We start from the raw sequence: 19,568 nt of genomic DNA, 5'->3' as shown, positions 1-19,568 counted from the left end.
GCCCTTCCCATCGGACTTATCGCATCGAAGGTGAGGACGGTTATGCTGAAATTCACGTTATATTAGGACTATGAGAGCTACTAACCGCCGATAGATAACACTGGGCCTATAGCGGCGTCACCAGAGTCTGTCAGGCTAAGTAATATCTGTAAAACACCAAAAGTGCGTTTGCTCATTAGATCTCTATCGTCAATATAGAACCAATAACCACGCTCACGAATTGCCACATACGGCATTTCCGGCTCTTCTAGAGAAGAATGTACTTTCAACAAATGCCCTCCGAGTCCGGTATCGACAAAGGTTGGAAAAGTTCTGCCCTCGTCTATATGCTGCTGAGGTACATCGACTAGTCGCGCCAAATCGACCATCATATCTAATATTGATAAGGTCAACACGACAAGCGCATCGGGATCATTGCTTATCAACCCGTACGATAACGTGAATTCTTTAGCACCTTTGCGTAAGCCCAGAGTCTCCTGTAAGAAAAGCAGATCTTCACGTGTTTGTTCATCAAGTTCGACATCATTGACATACAACACAATCTTCGCCTTCTCATTGAGGTTACTACTTCTCCGCAACGCTATAATCCGCGCTTCACGCAATCGGTTCCAAACAGACAACATCTCACGAAAACGGGGATCCGCCTGCAGAGGTGGATTCGCATCGACCACACCATTAATTTGCGCAACAGTCAGACGGAACATAAGTTCGGTTGACCAGCCAGATTGCACCAAGGCGAATAATGATTCCGGTGCAATGGGTGTGAGTAAACTTTCAGAAAACTTCCGACCAGAGATAGGACTGTAGGTTATCGTCGGTCGATCTTCCCAGCGCCCACCGGCACCGAGACTACCAGTATTATTGCCGCTATTAAAACCAATCCCTGCGTCGATATTGCCAGACAAGGAGTATTGATTAATCACCGAAGCAACGTCGACAAAAATAGGCGCTTCCATATATCGCAGTCGTACTATGTTGCCCAGCAATTGCTGTTTAATCGATGTATTGAGCGAAAGTCCGTAATCCATGCGGTCGCGTTCGATAGTACTTGGGCCAAAACTTGAACAAGAGACTAGTAAAGCCGTCGACGTAATAAACAAGGCCTGTAAACTGCGTTGTAATATCAATGCTATCCTCATTTGTTCATCCCTACAATTGAAACCGATGGGCTAATTTATCGGGTCGCTCACTCCTCCTAACGACTCCCCCATAACTGTCTAAGTATGTAGTGATTTAGTAAATTTGGCATTCATATAGGATATTTTTTTGATTTTAAGATAAAACAATCTACATGCAGTATAGATATGAAGACGTATGAACGAACGAGGGAGAGATTGAAACGGCTTAGTGTATTGCACACTAAGCTAATATTGAACATGATGGCTTAGTGTTTATGCGTCAGAGACAAGGCTCGCATGATAGAAAGCAGGGGGAATTGAGAGTAACACTTAAACGAGGTGTGTCTTAGCTATCAACTGGATTTGCTGTTAATTCTGGTTCAAATTCGTATTGCGCATAACGGGTAATACAAGCATCTAATAAGCTTGGGATCTTTTCTGAAAGCATATTTTCTATCAACAACGCCCAATCTTCACCATGCCCAAAAAATCATGAGATTCGAACGCTTTCCATTTTAAATCACTTAGCATCAAGCTAAGGTCACGTTTGACAGTTGAAAATGGCATATTAAGCAGCGTTATTTATGATATTTTTGAGCACCGTTATTGATGAGCAAAAAGAGCTTTCAGCATTAAAATTCCAATTGGCCGGGGTTTCGACTGCGTAAATTTTTAAAGGTACTCATCTCGATTTGATGATGTGCTAACCAATAAGGCAAATGCTCTCTATCGAATACATGCGATTTATTCATCATATCAAAAACGGTAAATGCCTTCCCCTGCGCAAGGGCCGCACCTAAGATGCTTCGCTCTAAAATAGCCACATTATCAATATCTTCAATCAGTGCATTTTTAATATGGATGGTATTCATATCCCAATTAAATGTTTCTATTATCTTTTTGGTAACAAGCCCTTCAAATTTCTCAATGATTAACGGCAAATACTCAAGTTTAGGGGTTACATCCGCACAAGAAAAATACTCATCTCTCATTTTTTTCTCTTTATAATCCATCATAACAAGTGATAAAGCCTCGTCAAAACTCGATATAAAGTTGTTGGCAATAATAAACAAACCTATCGAGCGCATCATACCGAGTAAAATACCGATGTCAGGTTCTTTATATTCTACATCAGCTAGTCTCATCCTGGTTACATTGGCTGTACTGACTGCAGATTGCCAGATTTTAGGCACCATAATTTTGGTATTTTTATCTGACCATTTTAATAACTGTTTTGACATCATCACAGGAAAAATCATACGGCAACTTTCAATACCAATGAAACCAATCGCGGTTTTAGGATCGCGAATATTCCTCACTTTCTGGCCTTTTTTCTCACAAAATTTATCGTTATTAACCAAATCTAGAATACTGTTAGATAACGGTTTGCTTAAAGTACACAGGTTACCGAGTTTAGTGAAATCAAGGCTTGCTCCATAGGCAAAAGAAGCAAACTCTTCAAAATATGGTGTGCCGATAATGAGTTGACTTGGATCTGTATCATTTAATTTTTGAGATAACACCGCCTCTGCAGCCTTGATCACAACGTCTGAGACTTTTTTATAGCGCTCCTGTCGAGTCTCTGCATTCAGCCTTTTTTCTTTAACGCGGTCTTGCTCGCATTCCAACAAAATCCTTTGTTGTTCTGCAACCCGTTCACTTTCGTGCAAAATAACTGAATCACAAAAATCTGATTCGCGACTTAATAAATGATCGACATCTTTTTGATGGACTAAATACCGATGGCTAACAAGCCATTTTGTGAATCTTGATTTTACTTTATTACTCACCCTTTCCGCATCATCAAGTCCCGATTGTCTATAACGTTTTTCGGTATAAATCGACTTTTTCATTAAAACAACTTCCTATGTTCCTGTGCTTTCTAAATGCAAATATTCTAGGCTTGTTACCTAAAAAGGGCCGTGGTCTTGGTAATATGATTTGACCTCGGTAATGAATACTCGCGGTCATTCATACCCATCGCCATTATATATTGACTCAAGAGTAAAATAACAACCGACTATTTTAGCCTATTTACATCTGGTTAAGTTAGTTAAAACGAACAAAGTTCATCATAGTGTCACTTTGTTTTAAATAGATCTCATTAGGCTGTCCAAATTATCTACACACCCACTTATATTAGACTTGCAAATTAATTCCATCAAACATCGATCAACGAACGGTCACCTTGATCACATAGCGATCACCCAATGAACTAAGCTATTGCATGATGGTCTACTCATTACTATGCTAATTATCAATAGCCATTATACGAGTAATAGGATGAGGCATGACTGATATTAAAAGTTTATTTGCTCAACTCACAGCAAACTTACAGCAACTAGAAAAGCTATTTTCTACGACGAAACCTGTGCAGGCATTAGTCAGCAGGATCCCTTGTGTGATCAAAGGCCAAGAACAAGCAGCTATAAACCAGATCACTCCTGAGCTTAGCACGGATATGCTCGCCATGAAGTTGGCTTCAGAAGCGTTCCAAGACATTCACATTAAGCCTCCTTTTTCGCAAAAGTCGGCTCGACGTTATGTAGGGGTTATCCACTTACATCCAGAGCATCAAAACACGACTAAAATTGTGTTCTTAATTAAAGCAATCAATACGCTTAAAGCTGAGATTGAACATGCGGTTGTAAGCGAGCATGCATCACGTCAAGCTCGATTCAGCGCGATACACGATAATTGCCCAGGTGTTATGACTGTGCACTTATATCGTAAGATCCATTGTTTAGAAAACGAGAGTGTGAAATCTGTCCGCTTTAGTTGGCAGCGTAAAGACTCATTACACCAGCCTGACAAGCTAAAATTGTTAGGAGAAATTAACGCAGAAAAAGAAAGAGCAATGCCAGATAACCTGCTTGCCTTAGACCAATTACAGCAAAAAATAACATCAACACCAGAGCTGGATTTACGTATTCGCAGACCCGTCAAAGTGCAGCCTGCGGCAAATATAGTAAGAGCCACTGGATTAAAAACAGTCACAGCACCGCTACCAATTATCATCGTGCAAAAGGAAATGTTTAAGGCAAGTGAAGTGATGGCATTTACCGCGTCTCAAGTGCGTAAGCAACGCTCGGATAAACGTAAAAATACCCTATTAGGCACACTATCAGGTCATTCTATTGAGAAAGTAGTGAGCTAAAATAAATTTAATAAACGTAATCAGAACCAAGGACGGCTTTCTAGTACATAATCTCGCTCAAATTCAGTTGCTGGTTTAAGCAAGTAGATGACAAATTCAACCAATGCGATCATGGCAATGACCATCGACGGTAAGCCTAAAAAAACATAACCAAAGATAAATAGCACTAACATGCAAATACCCTGTTTGTGATAACCTAGGTAAAACTTATGTGCGCCTAGAACACCAAAGAAAAATGCTAATAATACGGCTCCCATTTTCTTTGATTTTACAGCCCCCTTCATAACTAACTCCCTTAGCAATATATAAGTGATTAAATTATCACACAAATATCAACAATAAAACCAAAATGACAGGTGGTTGTATTTTTGTTCAAGATCAATAAAGTATAATAAAAACAACAATCGTTATTCAATAAACTTTAAAATAAAGCAGATTATTGTCGAATCAGTATATTTATATATCGTTTACAAACAATATACAAATACGTTTTATTTTATAAAAACATAATTTTTGTAAGGTTTTATGGTTAGTGGTTAGTGGTTAGTTTATCGGCAAGACGCATTAAAGATTTGTTTAAATAATCAATAAAATTTCTATTAACATATTGATTATTTTAAATAAAGCAATGTGATTTTGGACTTGATTAAGTATACTTGCTATATTGGTGTGAATTAAATTAACAATAAAACAACACGGGGATAATGTATGAAAGTAAGAGACATAATGGCAAGCAATGTAATTTGTATCAGTCATAAAGCCAGTTTAAAAGACGCACATGAACTAATGCAAACGCGTGGCGTACGTCACTTACCGGTTATCTCCGAAACTGATGGCTCCTTAGTTGGTGTACTGACACATAAAAAAATGATCAGCGCTGTCATATCAATGATCAACAAATACGGTACAGATGCACTGGCGAGAAAAGAACGTGGTCAGTTAATTGAAGATTTGATGGAGACCGATTTTCAAAAGCTAACGGAAGATGAACCATTGAAAATTGTGGTCGAATACTTCATTGATAATAAACTTGGTTGCCTACCCGTTATTGATAATGAAAATAACGTGATTGGTATTGTGACTTCATCTGACTTTGTTAAATTATGTGCACATTTACTTAATCGTTAATCGTGATAGGCTGCTCCCCTTTGTCAGCCTATCACTCGCTATTTTACTCCGTTATGAACCTGTGACTACGCTTGCGTGCTACGTGAATAACGACCAGCAATTGTAGCGCCAGTCAGTGCTGTGATTGATGAAATCAGCATAATAACCACCACAGGTTGTACCGAGCCCATACTAATAAATGCTGATAGCGCACTCACAGTACCGCCCACTGTATATTGCGTCGCCCCTAATACTGCCGAAGCAGATCCTGCATTACGACCAAAACGTTTCATAAAACACGCACTCGCATTTGATATCACCGCGCCGTTAGCTGAGATTGCAATAACAAAGCCAGCAACCGTCACATATAACGCATCAGGGACGATGACAGATGCCATTACTAATATAATACCACCAAGTACTTGTAAGCTTAAAAAGGCTTTTAATAACGATTCTGGTTCGAATCTCGCTAACAAAAATGAATTAGCACGGTTAACAACAATCAAACCGCAAATATTGGCAAAGAACAACAGCGAAAATTGTTGAGGTGTTTGACCAAATACTTCCATGTACATCATTGAAGCATTGGTTAAAAAGATCATCATGACGGAATAAGCAAAAGCTTGCGCAATCATAAAGCCTAACGCGCGTTTTTCACTAAACACCGACAACAAGCCAATTTTGTCTTGCACTTCATCAGGTTTTTTATCAGCTAGCTCTTTTGACAATACGACTGCTACTTTCTTCGTCTTTGGCATAAAACGCATAACCAAAATAGCCACCAGCACCGCCATGATTGCCAGGGTATAAAAGATCCAACGCCAATCCGCAAGTGACATGATGATCGTACCAACCGTAGGGGCAATCGACGGTGCTATCATCATGATCAGTGCAATCAGTGAGAATAATTTAGCGGCCTCTTTACCGCTACATGTATCGCGGATCGTGGCAGGTACACCCACCACGGCCATACCGCCACCGACAGCCTGTATGACACGCCAAAACCACAATACTTCAATCTGTGTCGCCGTCGTTAACAACAGACTCGCTAGCGCAAACACTACCAAGCCTGCAATCATGGCGTAACTACGGCCTTTTTTGTCAGACAAAGGCCCACCAATTAGCTGCCCTATCGCGAGACCAAAAATATATAAACTAACCGTGACTGACATCAACGAAATATCAACGTCCATTGCTTTGGCCATCGTTGGCATTGCCGGTAAGTAACTATCAATGGTGAATGGGGTTAATGCAAATACTGCCGCTAAGGTTAATATGAGCGTCTTACTCATTTTTCCAGCAGTGTCTTTATTAGTCTCTATTTTACTGTCACTCATAACCGCATTCATGTCGATTGAGGGGGTATTTTGTTGTGTCATTCTCTCACCTTAATTTACCTTTCTGGAAAGATAGTAGCTGGACTTTACCTTCCTGGCAAGATATATTATTGGTTATCTGACAAAGACAGGGATCTGTTACCCTTCACATGGAATTATAAAACATGGCAAACGACATTACTGACATAGTAAAAATGATGGAGATTAACTGGCCTGAATGTGCTGATACCGTTTCACCAGCATTGTTACGATTACTGCAAGTAAGCAATCTATGCAGTCAGCAAATGGAAACATTGGTAGGGAGTCATGAATTACAACGGGCTGAATTTGGTGTATTAGCGACATTAAGACGTAGCGCAATGCCATACTGCCTATCACCCACTACGTTATATCAAGCGATGATATTCAGTTCCGGTGGACTGACTAAGGTACTGAATCGTTTAAGCCAATCTGAATTGATTGCTAGAATTGATAACCCAGAAGACAAACGCAGTAAATTGGTGCTACTCACCAGTAAAGGCAAGCAGTTAATCGAAACTGTCATGCCCGAGTTGCACCAACAAGAAAGAAATACCTTCAGTGTATTATCTGCAGATGAGTTACAGCAACTCGATGCATTGATGCAACGGGTATTAGCAGGACATAAAGACGCGTAACTTAAAAAGCCTTCATCGTCATTGCCGCATTTGCATGATTTAATACCTGTAGTGCAGGCAGTGACGGCATTGCCGCTGTATCTACATTGTTTTTAACAAACAAGGACACGGGAAACTGTTTTGACGCAGCAAAATAAATCGACAGCAATTGTAAGCCATCATCCTGATGCAGAGGCTGGGCTTCTAACGCTAACGCTTCCAGTTTATCCGCATTTTCCAACCAAGTCAGAAAGCCGTTGAAATCATCTTCCAGTACTTCATCACTCGTAAAACTAATGCGTAAGAAATCCAGTTCCAGAAACGACCACAGCGGCTCGATTTCTGTCGCATCACATATATCAACTTCGATATGAATACCATTAATACAATAGCCATAATGGCTGAGATGACTGATCTGACTGATATCACAGGCCTGCTTGGTGTTTGCTATATTAATTTTTGCGTTCGGCGTTTGCTGTAATAGGCTTTCCACTTCTTGGGTGGTTGGCACGTATTCAAACATGACTTCTTTGAGGGGCGATTCCATTGCAATACCTTCTTATCCATTTTAGCTGTATTTTATCGAGCCTTACTTTATCAAACTGTACTTTATCAAAATGTACTTTCTAGACATGCTGTCTCATTTACCAGACTATTACATATATAAAATATGGTAAATATATCGTTTTCAAGAAACATGCGCTAGATAACATAAAACGGAAATAAAGAGGTAGTTTTGTGATGATCCTTATATACAAACTTTAAATTGCCAACTGAAATCATGTTGCTATTTTACGCAATATTTTCTTCAACCAATTACGCTTTTTTAATACTAATTCAATTCTAATAATTTTCTTCAGTTTCCGTGCATTGATCGTGCCCGCTAATGTCCGGATCTCAGTGCTATCTACAATCTCTTCTTTGCTGACTAAAGTGAAACGAGAGTTTCTTGGTATGAGGTATTCAGTCGCGACTTGCTGTCTTAATGTATTATATTTCGCGACATTACTGCCTTTTGGACATTTAATAACAACATAATATGCATCTGTATCAGCGCTTTTATGATGCTCATTAAAATATCGACCGAGGCAATTATTTTTGTCCAGCGCAGACAGAAACCCTTTATATTTTTCACCTTGTAACAAAGGCTGTATACCATCACCATAACAAGCGCGATGTAAAGTCACTTCCGAGGAAAGGCTAGCTTTTAAGGTAAGGTTATCTAGGTTGAACAAATGTAATTGAAAGCGTTTTGGGGTCTTTCCACTGCTCTTTAATTTATGATTAAGGTCGTAGGAAAAACTGCTGTTATTCGTCGTACCAGATCGGTAAGCTTGAAAAGATTCTTGCTCTTTATGCGTTAAACTATGAAAAAATGTCATCCTGACCCCTAAGCTAAAATTAAATATCCAGCCGCGGAGTATTACAGTATTGAATTTTAAGCACTATATCGTTTTTTACAAAATAAGGCTAAATGATATATTTATAAGTTATCAATTGATAACTTATCAGTTTAGACAGACTATAATGATGGGCCACCATGTAGGATCTGTGTCATAACCCAGCTTGTATGTAACGCAGTTTTACCACTGGATGGATGCTTTACACCATTCACCAGCTGTTCGCGTATATTAGCGACATGATGTAATTGAATATTTTCCGGATTTTCGATGATGAATTCTTGACGTCGATTTAATGTTTGTAAAACGATCGGCACCTCGTCAAACACTGAAAAGCTGAGTTCTCCTTTACTGCCTGTAATAACAACACGGTCTTCACGTGTACATCCTCCAAAATTCCAGCTTCCAATACCCATGACACCGCTCTTATGCTGCCAGCATGCAGTGACGGCATCCAGAGATGAGTACAGGCCTTGTTGGTTAGTACTTAGGCCTTTGACAATATCAAAATCACCGAGTAAATAAGCAAACAGATCAAGTCCATGGCTAGCCAAATCGTCAAAATAGCCACCAGTAGCAACGGTTTTATCTGTTCGCCAATTAAATTCTCCAGATAAATCCAATGCATTAGCGGGTTTATTTAGAAATGCATTAATCGTTCTAACCTCACCAATGCCACCGGATTCAAGTAACGATTTAACCTTATTAAAACGCGGTAATGAACGACGATAATAAGCCACAAACAGCGGTATATTTTGCGATTCAAAAGCATTTACAATTGCTAAGCTATCAGCGTAACTCGGTGCAAGGGGCTTTTCAATACAACAAGGTTTACCTGCGGCGGCAACCTGTAAGGCATATAATTTATGACTATCAGGTGGGGTGGCGATATAGACAGCATCAATCTCATCGTTGTGAATAATATCAGCCGCGTTAGAAGAATACGCTTTCACCTTATGTCTTTGCGCATAGTCTGCAGCGAGTCCAAGATCACGACGCATGACAGCCGAGAGTTCGAAATCTGCCGTTTTTTGATAGGCAGGGCCACTTTTTAATTCTGTTACCGAACCGCAACCAATAATACCCCAGCGAATAGTTACTGTATCCGCGTTCTTATTCTGCATAATCTATCCATTACATCAAATGCTAAAAACCAGATAGCAATGATAGGTGATTAATATTGATAAGAAAAGTACATACACGTGCAAAGAAGATTATATACAGAGGTGATAGGAGAAAATTGAATGTTGAATGTTGAATGTTGAATGTTGAATGTTGAATGTTGAAACAGGCTGCACACACAAGTTCATGTATACAACCTCAAGTGCTATTATTATGGCTACTGAAAAAATTAGACCGTTAATGTCTGTAAGCGTTGCAACGCAGCATCAACACCAACATCAATTTGCTTAGTACCCGCCAAATAACGTTCGCGAAATACATCAAACCAACAAGAAAGAATATCAGCATTATCAGCTTCACCATGATGCCCTAATACCAAGGATGCAACTTCTGCTGTCGCCAGCTGGTTTTCTTTTGCTGCTTTACGGATCTGATATTGCGACACAACTTCAGGATCAAATGAGATAACCGGAATGTCATGTAACCAGGGGCTCTTTTTAAACATTTTCTTCGCTTCACGCCAGCTACCATCAAGCAGAATGTATAACGGGCGTTTACCCGACGCGATGGCCAATGGGCCCGTTTGTACTCGCTCACGCTCTACCACATACTCTTCAGGGAAGATAATGAATGGCTGCCAACAATCGGCATTGATAATATCAATCATCTCTTGACTAGGCGCTGTACGAGACCATTGATAAGCAAACGTGTCTTCAATAACGTCTGCGATCAAACGGCCTGTATTACTTGGTTTAATCATTTCATAATCAAACATCACTAACATAAAACCAGCCGTAGACTCAACCAGTGGTCGATGTTCACAAATACAAAATTGCTTGCCAAGCATGCAGTAATCACAGCGAATTAATCGGCCACCGCGGGCGTTAAAAGGCTTGGTACTATCAGCGAGACGCTGTGTTGCTAATCGATGAACATTATGAATGCGCATAAAGTGATACCACGTTATAAATAATTGCTAAATTGAAGATAAAAAAATGACCCAGTACCAAGACCTATCACCACCGTCGTGGGACAATCCTTGCTACTGGGTCATTTACATAATTAGGTACGCGTCAAGCGTCACTTAATTATGGTGCTTACGATCTTCCAATTCAGACTTAGTCGCTCGAACCTGACGCATAAAGAAATTAGCCATAGATGCAGCAGCAGGTTTCTTTTCTGGTGCTGGTGCTTTTGACGTAATTACACGCGGTTTTGGTGGCGCAACAGGCGCAGCAGCAACAACAGGTCTTGCAACTTCAGGCTTAACAGCCGGTGTTGCAGTAGCATGTACAGGACGAACCTGGTTAGTCGCAAATTGTGACGATGCTACATGCTGTCTTTGTTGTACTTGCTGTGCTTGTTGATGCGCACTTTGTCCATCCGTTTGCGGACGAGTTCGGATCACTTCTATCGAGTAAAGTTTACTTGATACAGAATTTGTTGACTGTGACACTTGTTCACGACGTAAACGCTCACCCGTTGATTTGAATTCTTGGTATTGTACTGCTAACCAATTCTTCAAATGCATTAACATACCCGCTTCAACTAATTCGAGACAAGTTCTGTTATTGTACTCGACTAGCTTCGTTTCTGAAAAATATGTCTTGGCTTCTGCTTCTGAGCCGATGCGTTCGACTAGTTCGAACCATGTTGATAAACCTAAAACTGTGTAATGACTCATTGTCTACCTTGCAGATAACCGGCTACATTTTAGTAGCTTTCTGTAAAAATTAGGAGGCGGATTCTATACCTTTGTCGCCGAAATTAAAAGCATATTTACGAAAAAAACATAAAAATAATGTCTCAACTCATAAATATGCACTTTCAACTTCATTTAGACTAGACTAAATTAAATTTTTAGTGTTCTCCGAGGTGAAAAATAACATTATTTTTTTTCCTTAGTGAACTAGGGTAAATGAACAACACTATTTAAGTCCTGTCTTTAGCAATCAATCTCGGGATATCGATTGTGACCCCTAGCTTGCAGATCATGACATGGAATAGCGAAATAATTGAACGCTGAATGTTGATTGCCATTTAGTGTGGCTGCTGTAAAATCCAGCCGACTAAACGCTTATCTATAAGGAAATATCTATATGTCAGATCCCCAATCACTACTTATTTCGCAACAATACGCAGTTGAAGTGTACGTAGGTCGCATTAAGCAAAGTTTTGGATTCGAGACTGCGATTGATAAGCAGCCTGTGAGTAACAGTATCTACCTTTCTGAGCATGGGCTTGAAGGTGACGAAACTGCGGATAAAAAATACCACGGTGGTCTTGAGCGAGCTTTACACCAATATCCAGCCGAACATTACCCATTTTGGCAACAAGTATATACACCGAGAACGAACGAACAGCCGCGATTTGAAGCTCCTGGTATGGGTGAGAATATAAGTGCGTTAGGCATGACGGAAGAAAATGTCTGTATTGGTGATCAATACCAATGGGGTGACGCCATTATCGAAGTAAGCCAACCTCGCCTGCCTTGCTTTAACCTTAATACCCGCTGGGATGTCGCTGACATTTCAGTACAGATGCAAGCTCTCAGTCGTTGTGGCTGGTTATATCGTGTGATTAAGCCGGGCATGGTCAATCAAGGTGATGCACTGGTTCACATTAAACGCTTAACCCCTGCGACAACGGTAAAGCAAGTCTGTGAATTGTTCTTCAATGCGCCATTGGACAACGAAAACCTAACAACCTTGATTGAAATGCCTGCGTTGTCACCGTACTGGGGCGAAACGGCTAAGACGCGATTAACCACCAATACGGTAGAAAATTGGAATTTTAGATTATTAGATCACGCTTAATCACTGCTCATTTATGTCAGCAGCTACGAAGCATCCACTTTTAATAATTCCATGACCATTAATTTTCGGATCACGCTTACATACATGACATTGATACCAGCTAATTTTGCGACTGCTGTTAAGGCATGGCCTTCACGTAATAACTGTACAGTGTGCTCTACTTGTTCTTTTCTCATTATATTCCCTAACTCGATTACGACTAAACTAAATAAAATATGGTTATATAACGTTTCACATAGCACCATACATTGTTTTATCAAATGACATTGCCGGCTAATATAAAGCCCAATTGAAAATTAAACTGTCCACTATGGGACACTTGTATTCAGTTTTTATAAACTACGTAAAATAACAGCAGATAAAAAGTACATGAATAGCGTTAAAATAACCACCAACATTGACTGTTAGCACTTGCCATAGTTCCACGCTTAGCTTACCCTCTGACTATCGTTTAACAGTATATTTTATGATTTTTAAAGGCATTAAATATCACCGAAAAACAACCACCCAATTAGATAAAATGAATAAGAACAAGGCGTAGTATGGATAACAATTCTAATAAAGCAGCTGCTGACCAAGCCACTTTTTACTGGCACGATTATGAAACTTTCGGGTTAAGCCCATCACTTGATCGCCCTTCTCAATTTGCTGGTATTCGCACCGACATGGACTTTAATGTGATCGGCGAACCCGATATGTTTTATTGCCGTCAATCTGATGATTACCTGCCTTCGCCAGAAGCTGCCATGATCACGGGAATTACGCCGCAAAAGACCCAAGCAGAAGGTGTCACTGAAGCCGAATTCAGTAAACGAATTGAAGCGCAGTTCAGCCAAAAAAACACCTGTATTATCGGTTACAACAACATCCGCTTTGATGATGAAGTCACACGTAATATTTTTTATCGTAATTTCCACGACCCGTATGCACATACATGGAAAGACGGTAACTCACGTTGGGATATCATCGACTTAATGCGCGCTTGTTATGCATTACGTCCAGAAGGGATTGTTTGGCCTGAAAATGATGATGGTCTGCCAAGCATGCGTCTTGAATTGTTAACCAAAGCCAATGGTATCGAACATGCCAATGCCCATGATGCAACATCAGACGTGTACGCAACGATCGCAATGGCAAAACTGGTTAAAGATAAGCAGCCAAAATTATTCGATTTCTTATTTAACTTACGTAACAAGCGTAAAGTTGAATCACTGATTGATATCATCAACATGACACCATTAGTACACGTGAGTGGCATGTTTGGTGCAGATCGCGGCTTTACAAGTTGGGTTGTGCCACTAGCTTGGCATCCAACTAACAATAATGCCGTGATCGTCGCTGATTTAGCGCAAGACATTACTCCGTTGTTAGAACTAAGCTCAGATGAATTACGTGATCGCCTGTATACGCCAAGAAAAGAACTGGGTGATTTAGCCCCTATCCCATTAAAGCTTATCCACATAAATAAGTGCCCAGTATTGGCGCCAGCGAAAACATTATTACCCGAAAATGCCGAACGCTTGGGTATAGATCGTAACGCCTGTTTAGCAAATCTAAAACGTTTAAAAGAGAGTAAAACACTGCGTGAAAACGTGGTTGGTGTGTATCAAGTAGAACGTGAATACCCAAAAACGAATAATGTTGATGCCATGATTTATGATGGTTTCTTTAGCGCAGGTGACAAAGCCAACTTTGAGATCTTACGTGAAACTGCGCCAGAGCAATTAGCAGGACTGAAGCTTAAAATCAGTGATGAACGTTTTAACGAAATGTTCTTCCGCTATCGTGCACGTAACTTCCCACATTTACTGTCGATGCCAGAGCAGCAAAAATGGCTTAATCATTGCCGCACCGTGCTAGAAGACAGTGCGCCAGCTTACTTTGCCCGCTTAGATGCTCTCGCCATTGAAAACAGTCATGACGAACGTAAGATGAAACTACTACAACAGTTATACCTTTACGGTCAGAAGATCATTGGTGCCTAATATGTAGAAAATAGATGAAAACAAAAAAGCCTGTTAGTGACTTTAAATAAGTTAACTAACAGGCTCTATTTAACTAACCCTTTCATACTATAACGGTTAAATATTAAAAGAGTCTATTAAGCTCTTTGAAAAACTTTCCTTTCAGTTCATCTTTTTTCTCATCTGAACCAAGATACTTGTCCACCAATTTATCTTTTTCCTTTTCAGCAAGTTGTTTGGTAATAGCACCAAAATCAACCTTAATACTTGGCGCTGCAAAACTGCCTTTTACATCAATTGGCAAACGTAAGTCACGTACTTGTTTCATGGTTGAGCTAGACTGACCACCAATATTTTCAGCAACGGCTGCATTAAATCTAAAATCAAGGTTTTCATGTAGCAAATTAGCACTACCTTTACCATCGACCTTGATAGCAGGCGATGCGAGATCAATCTTAGTCGATGTTAACTTACCAGCGCCCAATTTAAAGTTTGCCACCATGGCACTAAAGTCTGTTTGTTCAGCTTCATCAGCAGTTGTCTCTGATTTGCTGCTAAACATGGCAATCGCTTTACGCACTTCTTGTGCGACGTTCATACCCAACACGGCACCATCAGTGAAGCTGCTATTAATGGTGCCCTTGGTCGCCGATTTAAGTTTCGTCGTCGTCAGACCTTTACCGCTTATACGTACGTCAATATCAACTAAGCCAGTAAGCATTTTCTTACCCGCTGCGATTGTAACAAGTTGCTCTGATTGTACTTTTTCTAATGTGCTATTCATATTGAAAGTTGCTGGCTGCTTGTTACTGTCTAATAACGCTTTTACCATTAACTTACCTTCATACAAGTCTGAAGATAGCTTAGTCAGTTGTAATACCCCATCTTTAAGCTCACTTTGTAACTTAATATTATCCAAGACATACTCGCCTTGCTTAATTTTCGTGATGGTTAATGAGCCTTTTTGATTAACACTTGATAAAGCACTCAGATCTGGTTCAACTTCGGCCACGGGTTTTGTCGTTGTCTGCTTAGTCGCTGTTTGTTTAGTCGTGCTGCCTACTGCAGAACCATTTTCAATTTTACTTTTAGGCAGCCAATCGTCAACAACCAAGGTATTCATTGCCAAATTATATTCTAAGCTCGGTTTAGCAAATACATCTACGGCCAAGTCACCCGTGATAGTCAGTTCATCGACATCAAGTTTAAGCCCTGCTAATTTCATTATTTTGTAAACATTGTCGTATGTCATATCACCCTGCAATGAAATATTCATTTCTGGACGCGGTAACATAGAGCCCGTTAATGCGAGTTTACTATCGAGTTTTGCTAATTTAATTTCACTAAATTGCTCATCAATAGTCAGTACCATACTGGTATTTAATTTAGCCGTTAACTCATTAGTACGGTAATTGGCAGCTAATTTAATGGCAACAGGCTTGCCGAAGGCAAACTCGCCGACGTTTAAGCTGCTGTCAGACAATTTATGATAAGTACCATCTTGGCGATTATTTAATGATAATTGGGCGTTGGTTATACTCACCCCTTTGACTACAAACTGATATTCGCTTTTAGCGAGTTCACCTTCAGGCGTGACTTTAATCGCTTGTATATCTTCATTGGATATTACTGGTGGTTGTGATTCGGTGCCTACTGCTGGCGGTGCTAATGTCGCTAGCAACTCATCCATATTATTACGACCATCAGCTAACGTCTCCACATTCACTGTTAAACCATCCACTTGCACATTCGTGACCACAATCGTTTTCGTCAATAACGACATCAACTCAACAGCCACATGCACCTGATTCACTTCAATTTGTTTAGAGTCTGCATATTCATGTTTATTAAATAAGGTAACCTTGCCTAATTCAAAGCCAATTTGTGGATAAAACGTGAGGTTCAAATCCCCCTCAATCGTCACATCTTGTTTTGTGAATTGCTTTGCTTGCTCAACCAAATTATCTTTAATTAACGCTTCATTAACGAAGAGTTTAATGGCAATAAAACCAGCGATAAAAATTATCGCAATGAGTCCGCCAATACCAAGCAGTACTTTTTTCATCCTTAAACCACCTTATAAAAATACATCTTAATCCATAATGATAGCTTATTGACTATAATACCAACGCTATCTTGCCCAATAATATCATGTAATTAGCAGAAAGCTGAAAGATTCACAATAAAATGCCTTAGCGTATTAAATAATTACCAAGCAAAGCTTTACGTGGCCTCACACACACCCAATATGAGGTAACACAACTATGCGTTTAAATAATGTGCTTAAAAAACAGGCTTTAAATAAACAGCCAAAAAACTACGCCACTTAATCTTTATTCATAAATATAGCCTAAATACGATTATACAATCACAATTACTGCATACCCATCAAATATCAAGATATAAAACTGCAAAATTCGATCTAATTAATATAAAAGCGACGCATTAAAATCCATTTATGTGACATGTAACACCTAAAATATCATAAAAAAGTTTATTTCCATGACAGCTGACACAGAGTGTTAATAATATGTTTCTAAGATGTATGTTCGCAGTTACTATCTCCAGCAATTGAGTGATTGGCAGTTATAAATGCCATTACCTAAGTAATGTAAATGGAATATGAGTGCAGCATTGGCGTACCGATCTGGTTTGCAGTGTCAGCTCTATAAAGGGAAATATTTGATGAAAGATAATAATATTTACGCTGAATCATCGCGTGAGCTAAAAAATACAAACTCAGGTAACAAATCATTAATGCGATTTGTAATCCCCTCGTTAATAGGTTTGTTTTTATTCATGACTCCTGTGAGCTATGAAGGCCAAATGACGATCCCAGTGGCAATTTTAGCCAAGGCGTTATTGTCGTTATTGGACGGTTACCTACTTCATATCATCACAGTAATCATTTCGTTCATGGCTGTGACCTCTACGTTGGCTGTATTACTCAAACCAACGTTTATAACTGAACGTGTATTTCTGAAAGAATTATTCATGCCAACACCACTTTGGCTAATCATAAGACTAGTCAGCTGCGTGTTTACTATCGCAACCGTTTTTCAAGTCGGCCCGGAATATATTTGGAATGCTAATACCGGTGGTTTGGTACTTAATGACTTACTACCGACCCTGTTCGCAGTATTCATCTTTGCTGGTTTATTATTACCGCTATTGCTTAACTTTGGCTTGCTGGAATTGTGCGGCGCGCTATGCACAAAAATAATGCGTCCTATTTTCAATCTACCGGGTCGCTCTGCGGTTGACTGTATTGCCTCTTGGTTAGGCGATGGCAGTGTCGGTATCTTGTTAACGGATAAACAATACCAAGAGAAGTTTTATACTCAACGTGAAGCCGCAGTTATTGGTACTACCTTCTCGGCAGTATCAATTACGTTTAGCTTAGTTGTCATCGCTCAAGTTAATTTAGAGCAATACTTCTTACCTTATTACATGGCGATCACATTATCAGGCATCGTTGCTGCGATTATCGTACCTAAGCTTCCACCACTGTGTTGGAAAAAAGATATCTATATTGATGGCACACCGAAAAAACACGATTTAGAAGCAATACCGACTGGTCACACCGTTTTCTCATGGGGTATTGATCAAGCCGTTGATCGTGCATCAAAAGTAACGTCATACAAAACAGTATTTATCGAAGGTTTGAAAAACGCCACGCACATGGTATTCGGTATTTTACCTGTCGTCATGGCAATCGGTACTGTCGGCTTACTTATCGCTGAATACACACCAATATTTGCCGTGCTTGGTAAACCGTTTATGTATTATCTTGAGTTCATGAACGTACCAGAAGCGGCACTGGCATCTGAATCACTCGTGGTTGGTTTTGCTGATATGTTTGTACCAAGTATTCTTGCTGCATCAATGGAAAGCGACATGACTCGTTTCATCATCGCCGGTGTATCAGTATCACAACTTATTTATATGTCTGAAGTTGGCGCATTATTATTGGGCAGTAAAATACCGGTAAACATTGTTGACCTGTTTATCATATTTGTACTACGTACAGTTATCACACTACCTATCATTACAGGTGTTGCTCACCTTATCTTCTAGGTAATTCCCGTTACAAAGACTGTAACAATGGAATTTAAAGGAAATGTAAGACAAAAAAATACCCATCGCAATAACTGTGATGGGTATTTTTATGTTTAGATTAGCACAATTTCAAGTATTCATTACAGTGTGAAGCTAGTGACTAAGCATTTTTATTGTCGTTATCGTCTTGGTTGATTCGGCTTGAATCGGCACCATGCTGGTTTTTATACTTCGCATCTTTACGTTGATTGTAAGGGCGCGCAGCAGGTGCAGTCAGTGTTTCAAAGTTTAACGCTGCGATCGTCATTTTCGGACGTAACGCTAGCGGTAATTTACCACTGTTATAGAATTCCAGAACGATACGCCCAGACCAGCCTGGATCAATACGATGCGCAGTAACATGTACCATCAGACCCAAACGCGCTAATGACGAACGTCCATCTAACCAACCAACGATATCAGCTGGTAAAGTTACTTTTTCAAAAGTCACAGATAAAGCGAATTCACCTGGGTGTAAAATAAATACTTCACCGTCAGGTATCACAATTTCATCACTCATGACTTTATCAAGTTGGATAGCCACTTCTTCTTTAGGGCCACTCAAATCAATATAAGGCGCATTGTGTGCTTGAAATACTCGGAATTCATGGCCTAAAGTAACATCAACGCTTACACCGCTAATTTTACTTTGCTCAGGTTTTGGCTCAATCGTAATTCGGCCATCATCTAAGTATTTTTCAATATCTGTATCGCACAGGCGCATTTTTTCTCTCTTTAATAGATGCTGTGTTAATTATAATGCTGTTAGTGTTGATACTTATATGCCCAAGTAATATCAGATGTTAAATCTGAG

Annotated in this window: 18 protein-coding genes; 6 read left to right on the top strand and 12 right to left on the bottom strand. The window is 39.7% G+C overall.

Annotated features, from left to right (window positions below; genetic code table 11):
- Nucleotides 1-80: 80 nt before the first annotated feature.
- Both FR932_RS05675 and FR932_RS05670 read right to left on the bottom strand, forming a co-directional pair.
- Complete coding sequence (locus FR932_RS05675) at nt 81-1,139, bottom strand: hypothetical protein (protein WP_019439812.1); 1,059 nt, start codon at nt 1,137-1,139, stop codon at nt 81-83.
- Nucleotides 1,140-1,750: 611 nt separating this feature from the next.
- Nucleotides 1,751-2,971: an HDOD domain-containing protein gene (locus FR932_RS05670; protein WP_019439814.1), complete on the bottom strand. Its 1,221-nt coding sequence runs from the start codon at nt 2,969-2,971 to the stop codon at nt 1,751-1,753.
- A 437-nt stretch (nt 2,972-3,408) separates the two neighbouring features.
- On the opposite strand from FR932_RS05670, the gene FR932_RS05665 reads away from it, so the two are divergent.
- On the top strand, nt 3,409-4,275 hold the full coding sequence (locus FR932_RS05665; protein ID WP_019439815.1) for a DNA replication terminus site-binding protein: 867 nt from the start codon (nt 3,409-3,411) through the stop codon (nt 4,273-4,275).
- A gap of 20 nt (nt 4,276-4,295) precedes the next feature.
- On the opposite strand, the gene FR932_RS05660 is transcribed toward FR932_RS05665, so the two are convergent.
- Entirely contained in the window at nt 4,296-4,559 is a 264-nt protein-coding gene (locus FR932_RS05660) for a TM2 domain-containing protein (protein ID WP_019439816.1), read from the bottom strand.
- Nucleotides 4,560-4,983: 424 nt separating this feature from the next.
- On the opposite strand from FR932_RS05660, the gene FR932_RS05655 reads away from it, so the two are divergent.
- A complete protein-coding gene (locus tag FR932_RS05655) occupies nt 4,984-5,403 on the top strand; it encodes a CBS domain-containing protein (RefSeq protein ID WP_026032033.1) in 420 nt (139 codons plus the stop codon).
- Between the two features lie 65 nt (nt 5,404-5,468).
- Here the strand turns inward: FR932_RS05655 and FR932_RS05650 are convergent, their stop codons facing one another.
- Nucleotides 5,469-6,761, bottom strand: coding sequence for a multidrug effflux MFS transporter (locus FR932_RS05650; RefSeq protein WP_019439818.1), 1,293 nt, complete (start codon nt 6,759-6,761; stop codon nt 5,469-5,471).
- A gap of 122 nt (nt 6,762-6,883) precedes the next feature.
- On the opposite strand from FR932_RS05650, the gene FR932_RS05645 reads away from it, so the two are divergent.
- The gene (locus FR932_RS05645; protein WP_019439819.1) at nt 6,884-7,375 is read left to right on the top strand and encodes a MarR family winged helix-turn-helix transcriptional regulator; all 492 of its coding nucleotides are present in this window, start codon (nt 6,884-6,886) and stop codon (nt 7,373-7,375) included.
- Between the two features lies 1 nt (nt 7,376).
- Here the strand turns inward: FR932_RS05645 and FR932_RS05640 are convergent, their stop codons facing one another.
- The 5 genes from FR932_RS05640 to FR932_RS05620 form a co-directional block, all read right to left on the bottom strand.
- Nucleotides 7,377-7,901: a hypothetical protein gene (locus FR932_RS05640; RefSeq protein WP_019439820.1), complete on the bottom strand. Its 525-nt coding sequence runs from the start codon at nt 7,899-7,901 to the stop codon at nt 7,377-7,379.
- A 232-nt stretch (nt 7,902-8,133) separates the two neighbouring features.
- Nucleotides 8,134-8,736: a hypothetical protein gene (locus tag FR932_RS05635; RefSeq protein WP_019439821.1), complete on the bottom strand. Its 603-nt coding sequence runs from the start codon at nt 8,734-8,736 to the stop codon at nt 8,134-8,136.
- A gap of 140 nt (nt 8,737-8,876) precedes the next feature.
- Complete coding sequence (locus FR932_RS05630; protein ID WP_019439822.1) at nt 8,877-9,878, bottom strand: Gfo/Idh/MocA family protein; 1,002 nt, start codon at nt 9,876-9,878, stop codon at nt 8,877-8,879.
- Between the two features lie 227 nt (nt 9,879-10,105).
- Nucleotides 10,106-10,825, bottom strand: coding sequence for a tRNA-uridine aminocarboxypropyltransferase (locus FR932_RS05625; protein WP_019439823.1), 720 nt, complete (start codon nt 10,823-10,825; stop codon nt 10,106-10,108).
- 135 nt (nt 10,826-10,960) lie between these two features.
- Complete coding sequence (locus FR932_RS05620) at nt 10,961-11,560, bottom strand: hypothetical protein (RefSeq protein ID WP_019439824.1); 600 nt, start codon at nt 11,558-11,560, stop codon at nt 10,961-10,963.
- Between the two features lie 415 nt (nt 11,561-11,975).
- On the opposite strand from FR932_RS05620, the gene FR932_RS05615 reads away from it, so the two are divergent.
- Nucleotides 11,976-12,692: an MOSC domain-containing protein gene (locus tag FR932_RS05615; protein ID WP_019439825.1), complete on the top strand. Its 717-nt coding sequence runs from the start codon at nt 11,976-11,978 to the stop codon at nt 12,690-12,692.
- 23 nt (nt 12,693-12,715) lie between these two features.
- Here the strand turns inward: FR932_RS05615 and FR932_RS21420 are convergent, their stop codons facing one another.
- Nucleotides 12,716-12,868 carry a hypothetical protein gene (locus FR932_RS21420; RefSeq protein WP_019439826.1) on the bottom strand — a complete coding sequence of 51 codons (153 nt, stop codon included), beginning with the start codon at nt 12,866-12,868 and terminating at the stop codon, nt 12,716-12,718.
- Nucleotides 12,869-13,234: 366 nt separating this feature from the next.
- On the opposite strand from FR932_RS21420, the gene sbcB reads away from it, so the two are divergent.
- Complete coding sequence (gene sbcB, locus FR932_RS05610) at nt 13,235-14,677, top strand: exodeoxyribonuclease I (RefSeq protein WP_019439827.1); 1,443 nt, start codon at nt 13,235-13,237, stop codon at nt 14,675-14,677.
- A 103-nt stretch (nt 14,678-14,780) separates the two neighbouring features.
- Here the strand turns inward: sbcB and FR932_RS05605 are convergent, their stop codons facing one another.
- Nucleotides 14,781-16,721: an AsmA family protein gene (locus tag FR932_RS05605; RefSeq protein WP_019439828.1), complete on the bottom strand. Its 1,941-nt coding sequence runs from the start codon at nt 16,719-16,721 to the stop codon at nt 14,781-14,783.
- Between the two features lie 620 nt (nt 16,722-17,341).
- Between FR932_RS05605 and FR932_RS05600 the strand changes: the two genes are divergently transcribed.
- A complete protein-coding gene (locus FR932_RS05600) occupies nt 17,342-18,733 on the top strand; it encodes a YjiH family protein (RefSeq protein ID WP_019439829.1) in 1,392 nt (463 codons plus the stop codon).
- 142 nt (nt 18,734-18,875) lie between these two features.
- Here the strand turns inward: FR932_RS05600 and dcd are convergent, their stop codons facing one another.
- Complete coding sequence (gene dcd / locus FR932_RS05595) at nt 18,876-19,478, bottom strand: dCTP deaminase (RefSeq protein ID WP_019439830.1); 603 nt, start codon at nt 19,476-19,478, stop codon at nt 18,876-18,878.
- Nucleotides 19,479-19,568: the final 90 nt, after the last annotated feature.

The organism is Moritella marina ATCC 15381, from assembly GCF_008931805.1.
GTDB classification, from domain to species: Bacteria; Pseudomonadota; Gammaproteobacteria; order Enterobacterales; family Moritellaceae; genus Moritella; species Moritella marina.
The sequence above is the reverse complement of the archived record's forward strand: the minus strand, read 5'-3'. Positions and strand labels throughout refer to the sequence as shown.

What these genes read in the sequence shown, in the direction of transcription:
- FR932_RS21420 (WP_019439826.1), bottom strand. Translation starts at nt 12,868, where the DNA reads ATGAGAAAAGAACAAGTAGAGCACACTGTACAGTTATTACGTGAAGGC.
- FR932_RS05660 (WP_019439816.1), bottom strand. Translation starts at nt 4,559, where the DNA reads ATGAAGGGGGCTGTAAAATCAAAGAAAATGGGAGCCGTATTATTAGCA.
- FR932_RS05675 (WP_019439812.1), bottom strand. Translation starts at nt 1,139, where the DNA reads ATGAGGATAGCATTGATATTACAACGCAGTTTACAGGCCTTGTTTATT.
- FR932_RS05625 (WP_019439823.1), bottom strand. Translation starts at nt 10,825, where the DNA reads ATGCGCATTCATAATGTTCATCGATTAGCAACACAGCGTCTCGCTGAT.
- FR932_RS05665 (WP_019439815.1), top strand. Translation starts at nt 3,409, where the DNA reads ATGACTGATATTAAAAGTTTATTTGCTCAACTCACAGCAAACTTACAG.
- FR932_RS05620 (WP_019439824.1), bottom strand. Translation starts at nt 11,560, where the DNA reads ATGAGTCATTACACAGTTTTAGGTTTATCAACATGGTTCGAACTAGTC.
- FR932_RS05615 (WP_019439825.1), top strand. Translation starts at nt 11,976, where the DNA reads ATGTCAGATCCCCAATCACTACTTATTTCGCAACAATACGCAGTTGAA.
- FR932_RS05640 (WP_019439820.1), bottom strand. Translation starts at nt 7,901, where the DNA reads ATGGAATCGCCCCTCAAAGAAGTCATGTTTGAATACGTGCCAACCACC.
- FR932_RS05670 (WP_019439814.1), bottom strand. Translation starts at nt 2,971, where the DNA reads ATGAAAAAGTCGATTTATACCGAAAAACGTTATAGACAATCGGGACTT.
- sbcB (WP_019439827.1), top strand. Translation starts at nt 13,235, where the DNA reads ATGGATAACAATTCTAATAAAGCAGCTGCTGACCAAGCCACTTTTTAC.
- dcd (WP_019439830.1), bottom strand. Translation starts at nt 19,478, where the DNA reads ATGCGCCTGTGCGATACAGATATTGAAAAATACTTAGATGATGGCCGA.
- FR932_RS05655 (WP_026032033.1), top strand. Translation starts at nt 4,984, where the DNA reads ATGAAAGTAAGAGACATAATGGCAAGCAATGTAATTTGTATCAGTCAT.
- FR932_RS05600 (WP_019439829.1), top strand. Translation starts at nt 17,342, where the DNA reads ATGAAAGATAATAATATTTACGCTGAATCATCGCGTGAGCTAAAAAAT.
- FR932_RS05605 (WP_019439828.1), bottom strand. Translation starts at nt 16,721, where the DNA reads ATGAAAAAAGTACTGCTTGGTATTGGCGGACTCATTGCGATAATTTTT.
- FR932_RS05635 (WP_019439821.1), bottom strand. Translation starts at nt 8,736, where the DNA reads ATGACATTTTTTCATAGTTTAACGCATAAAGAGCAAGAATCTTTTCAA.
- FR932_RS05650 (WP_019439818.1), bottom strand. Translation starts at nt 6,761, where the DNA reads ATGACACAACAAAATACCCCCTCAATCGACATGAATGCGGTTATGAGT.
- FR932_RS05645 (WP_019439819.1), top strand. Translation starts at nt 6,884, where the DNA reads ATGGCAAACGACATTACTGACATAGTAAAAATGATGGAGATTAACTGG.
- FR932_RS05630 (WP_019439822.1), bottom strand. Translation starts at nt 9,878, where the DNA reads ATGCAGAATAAGAACGCGGATACAGTAACTATTCGCTGGGGTATTATT.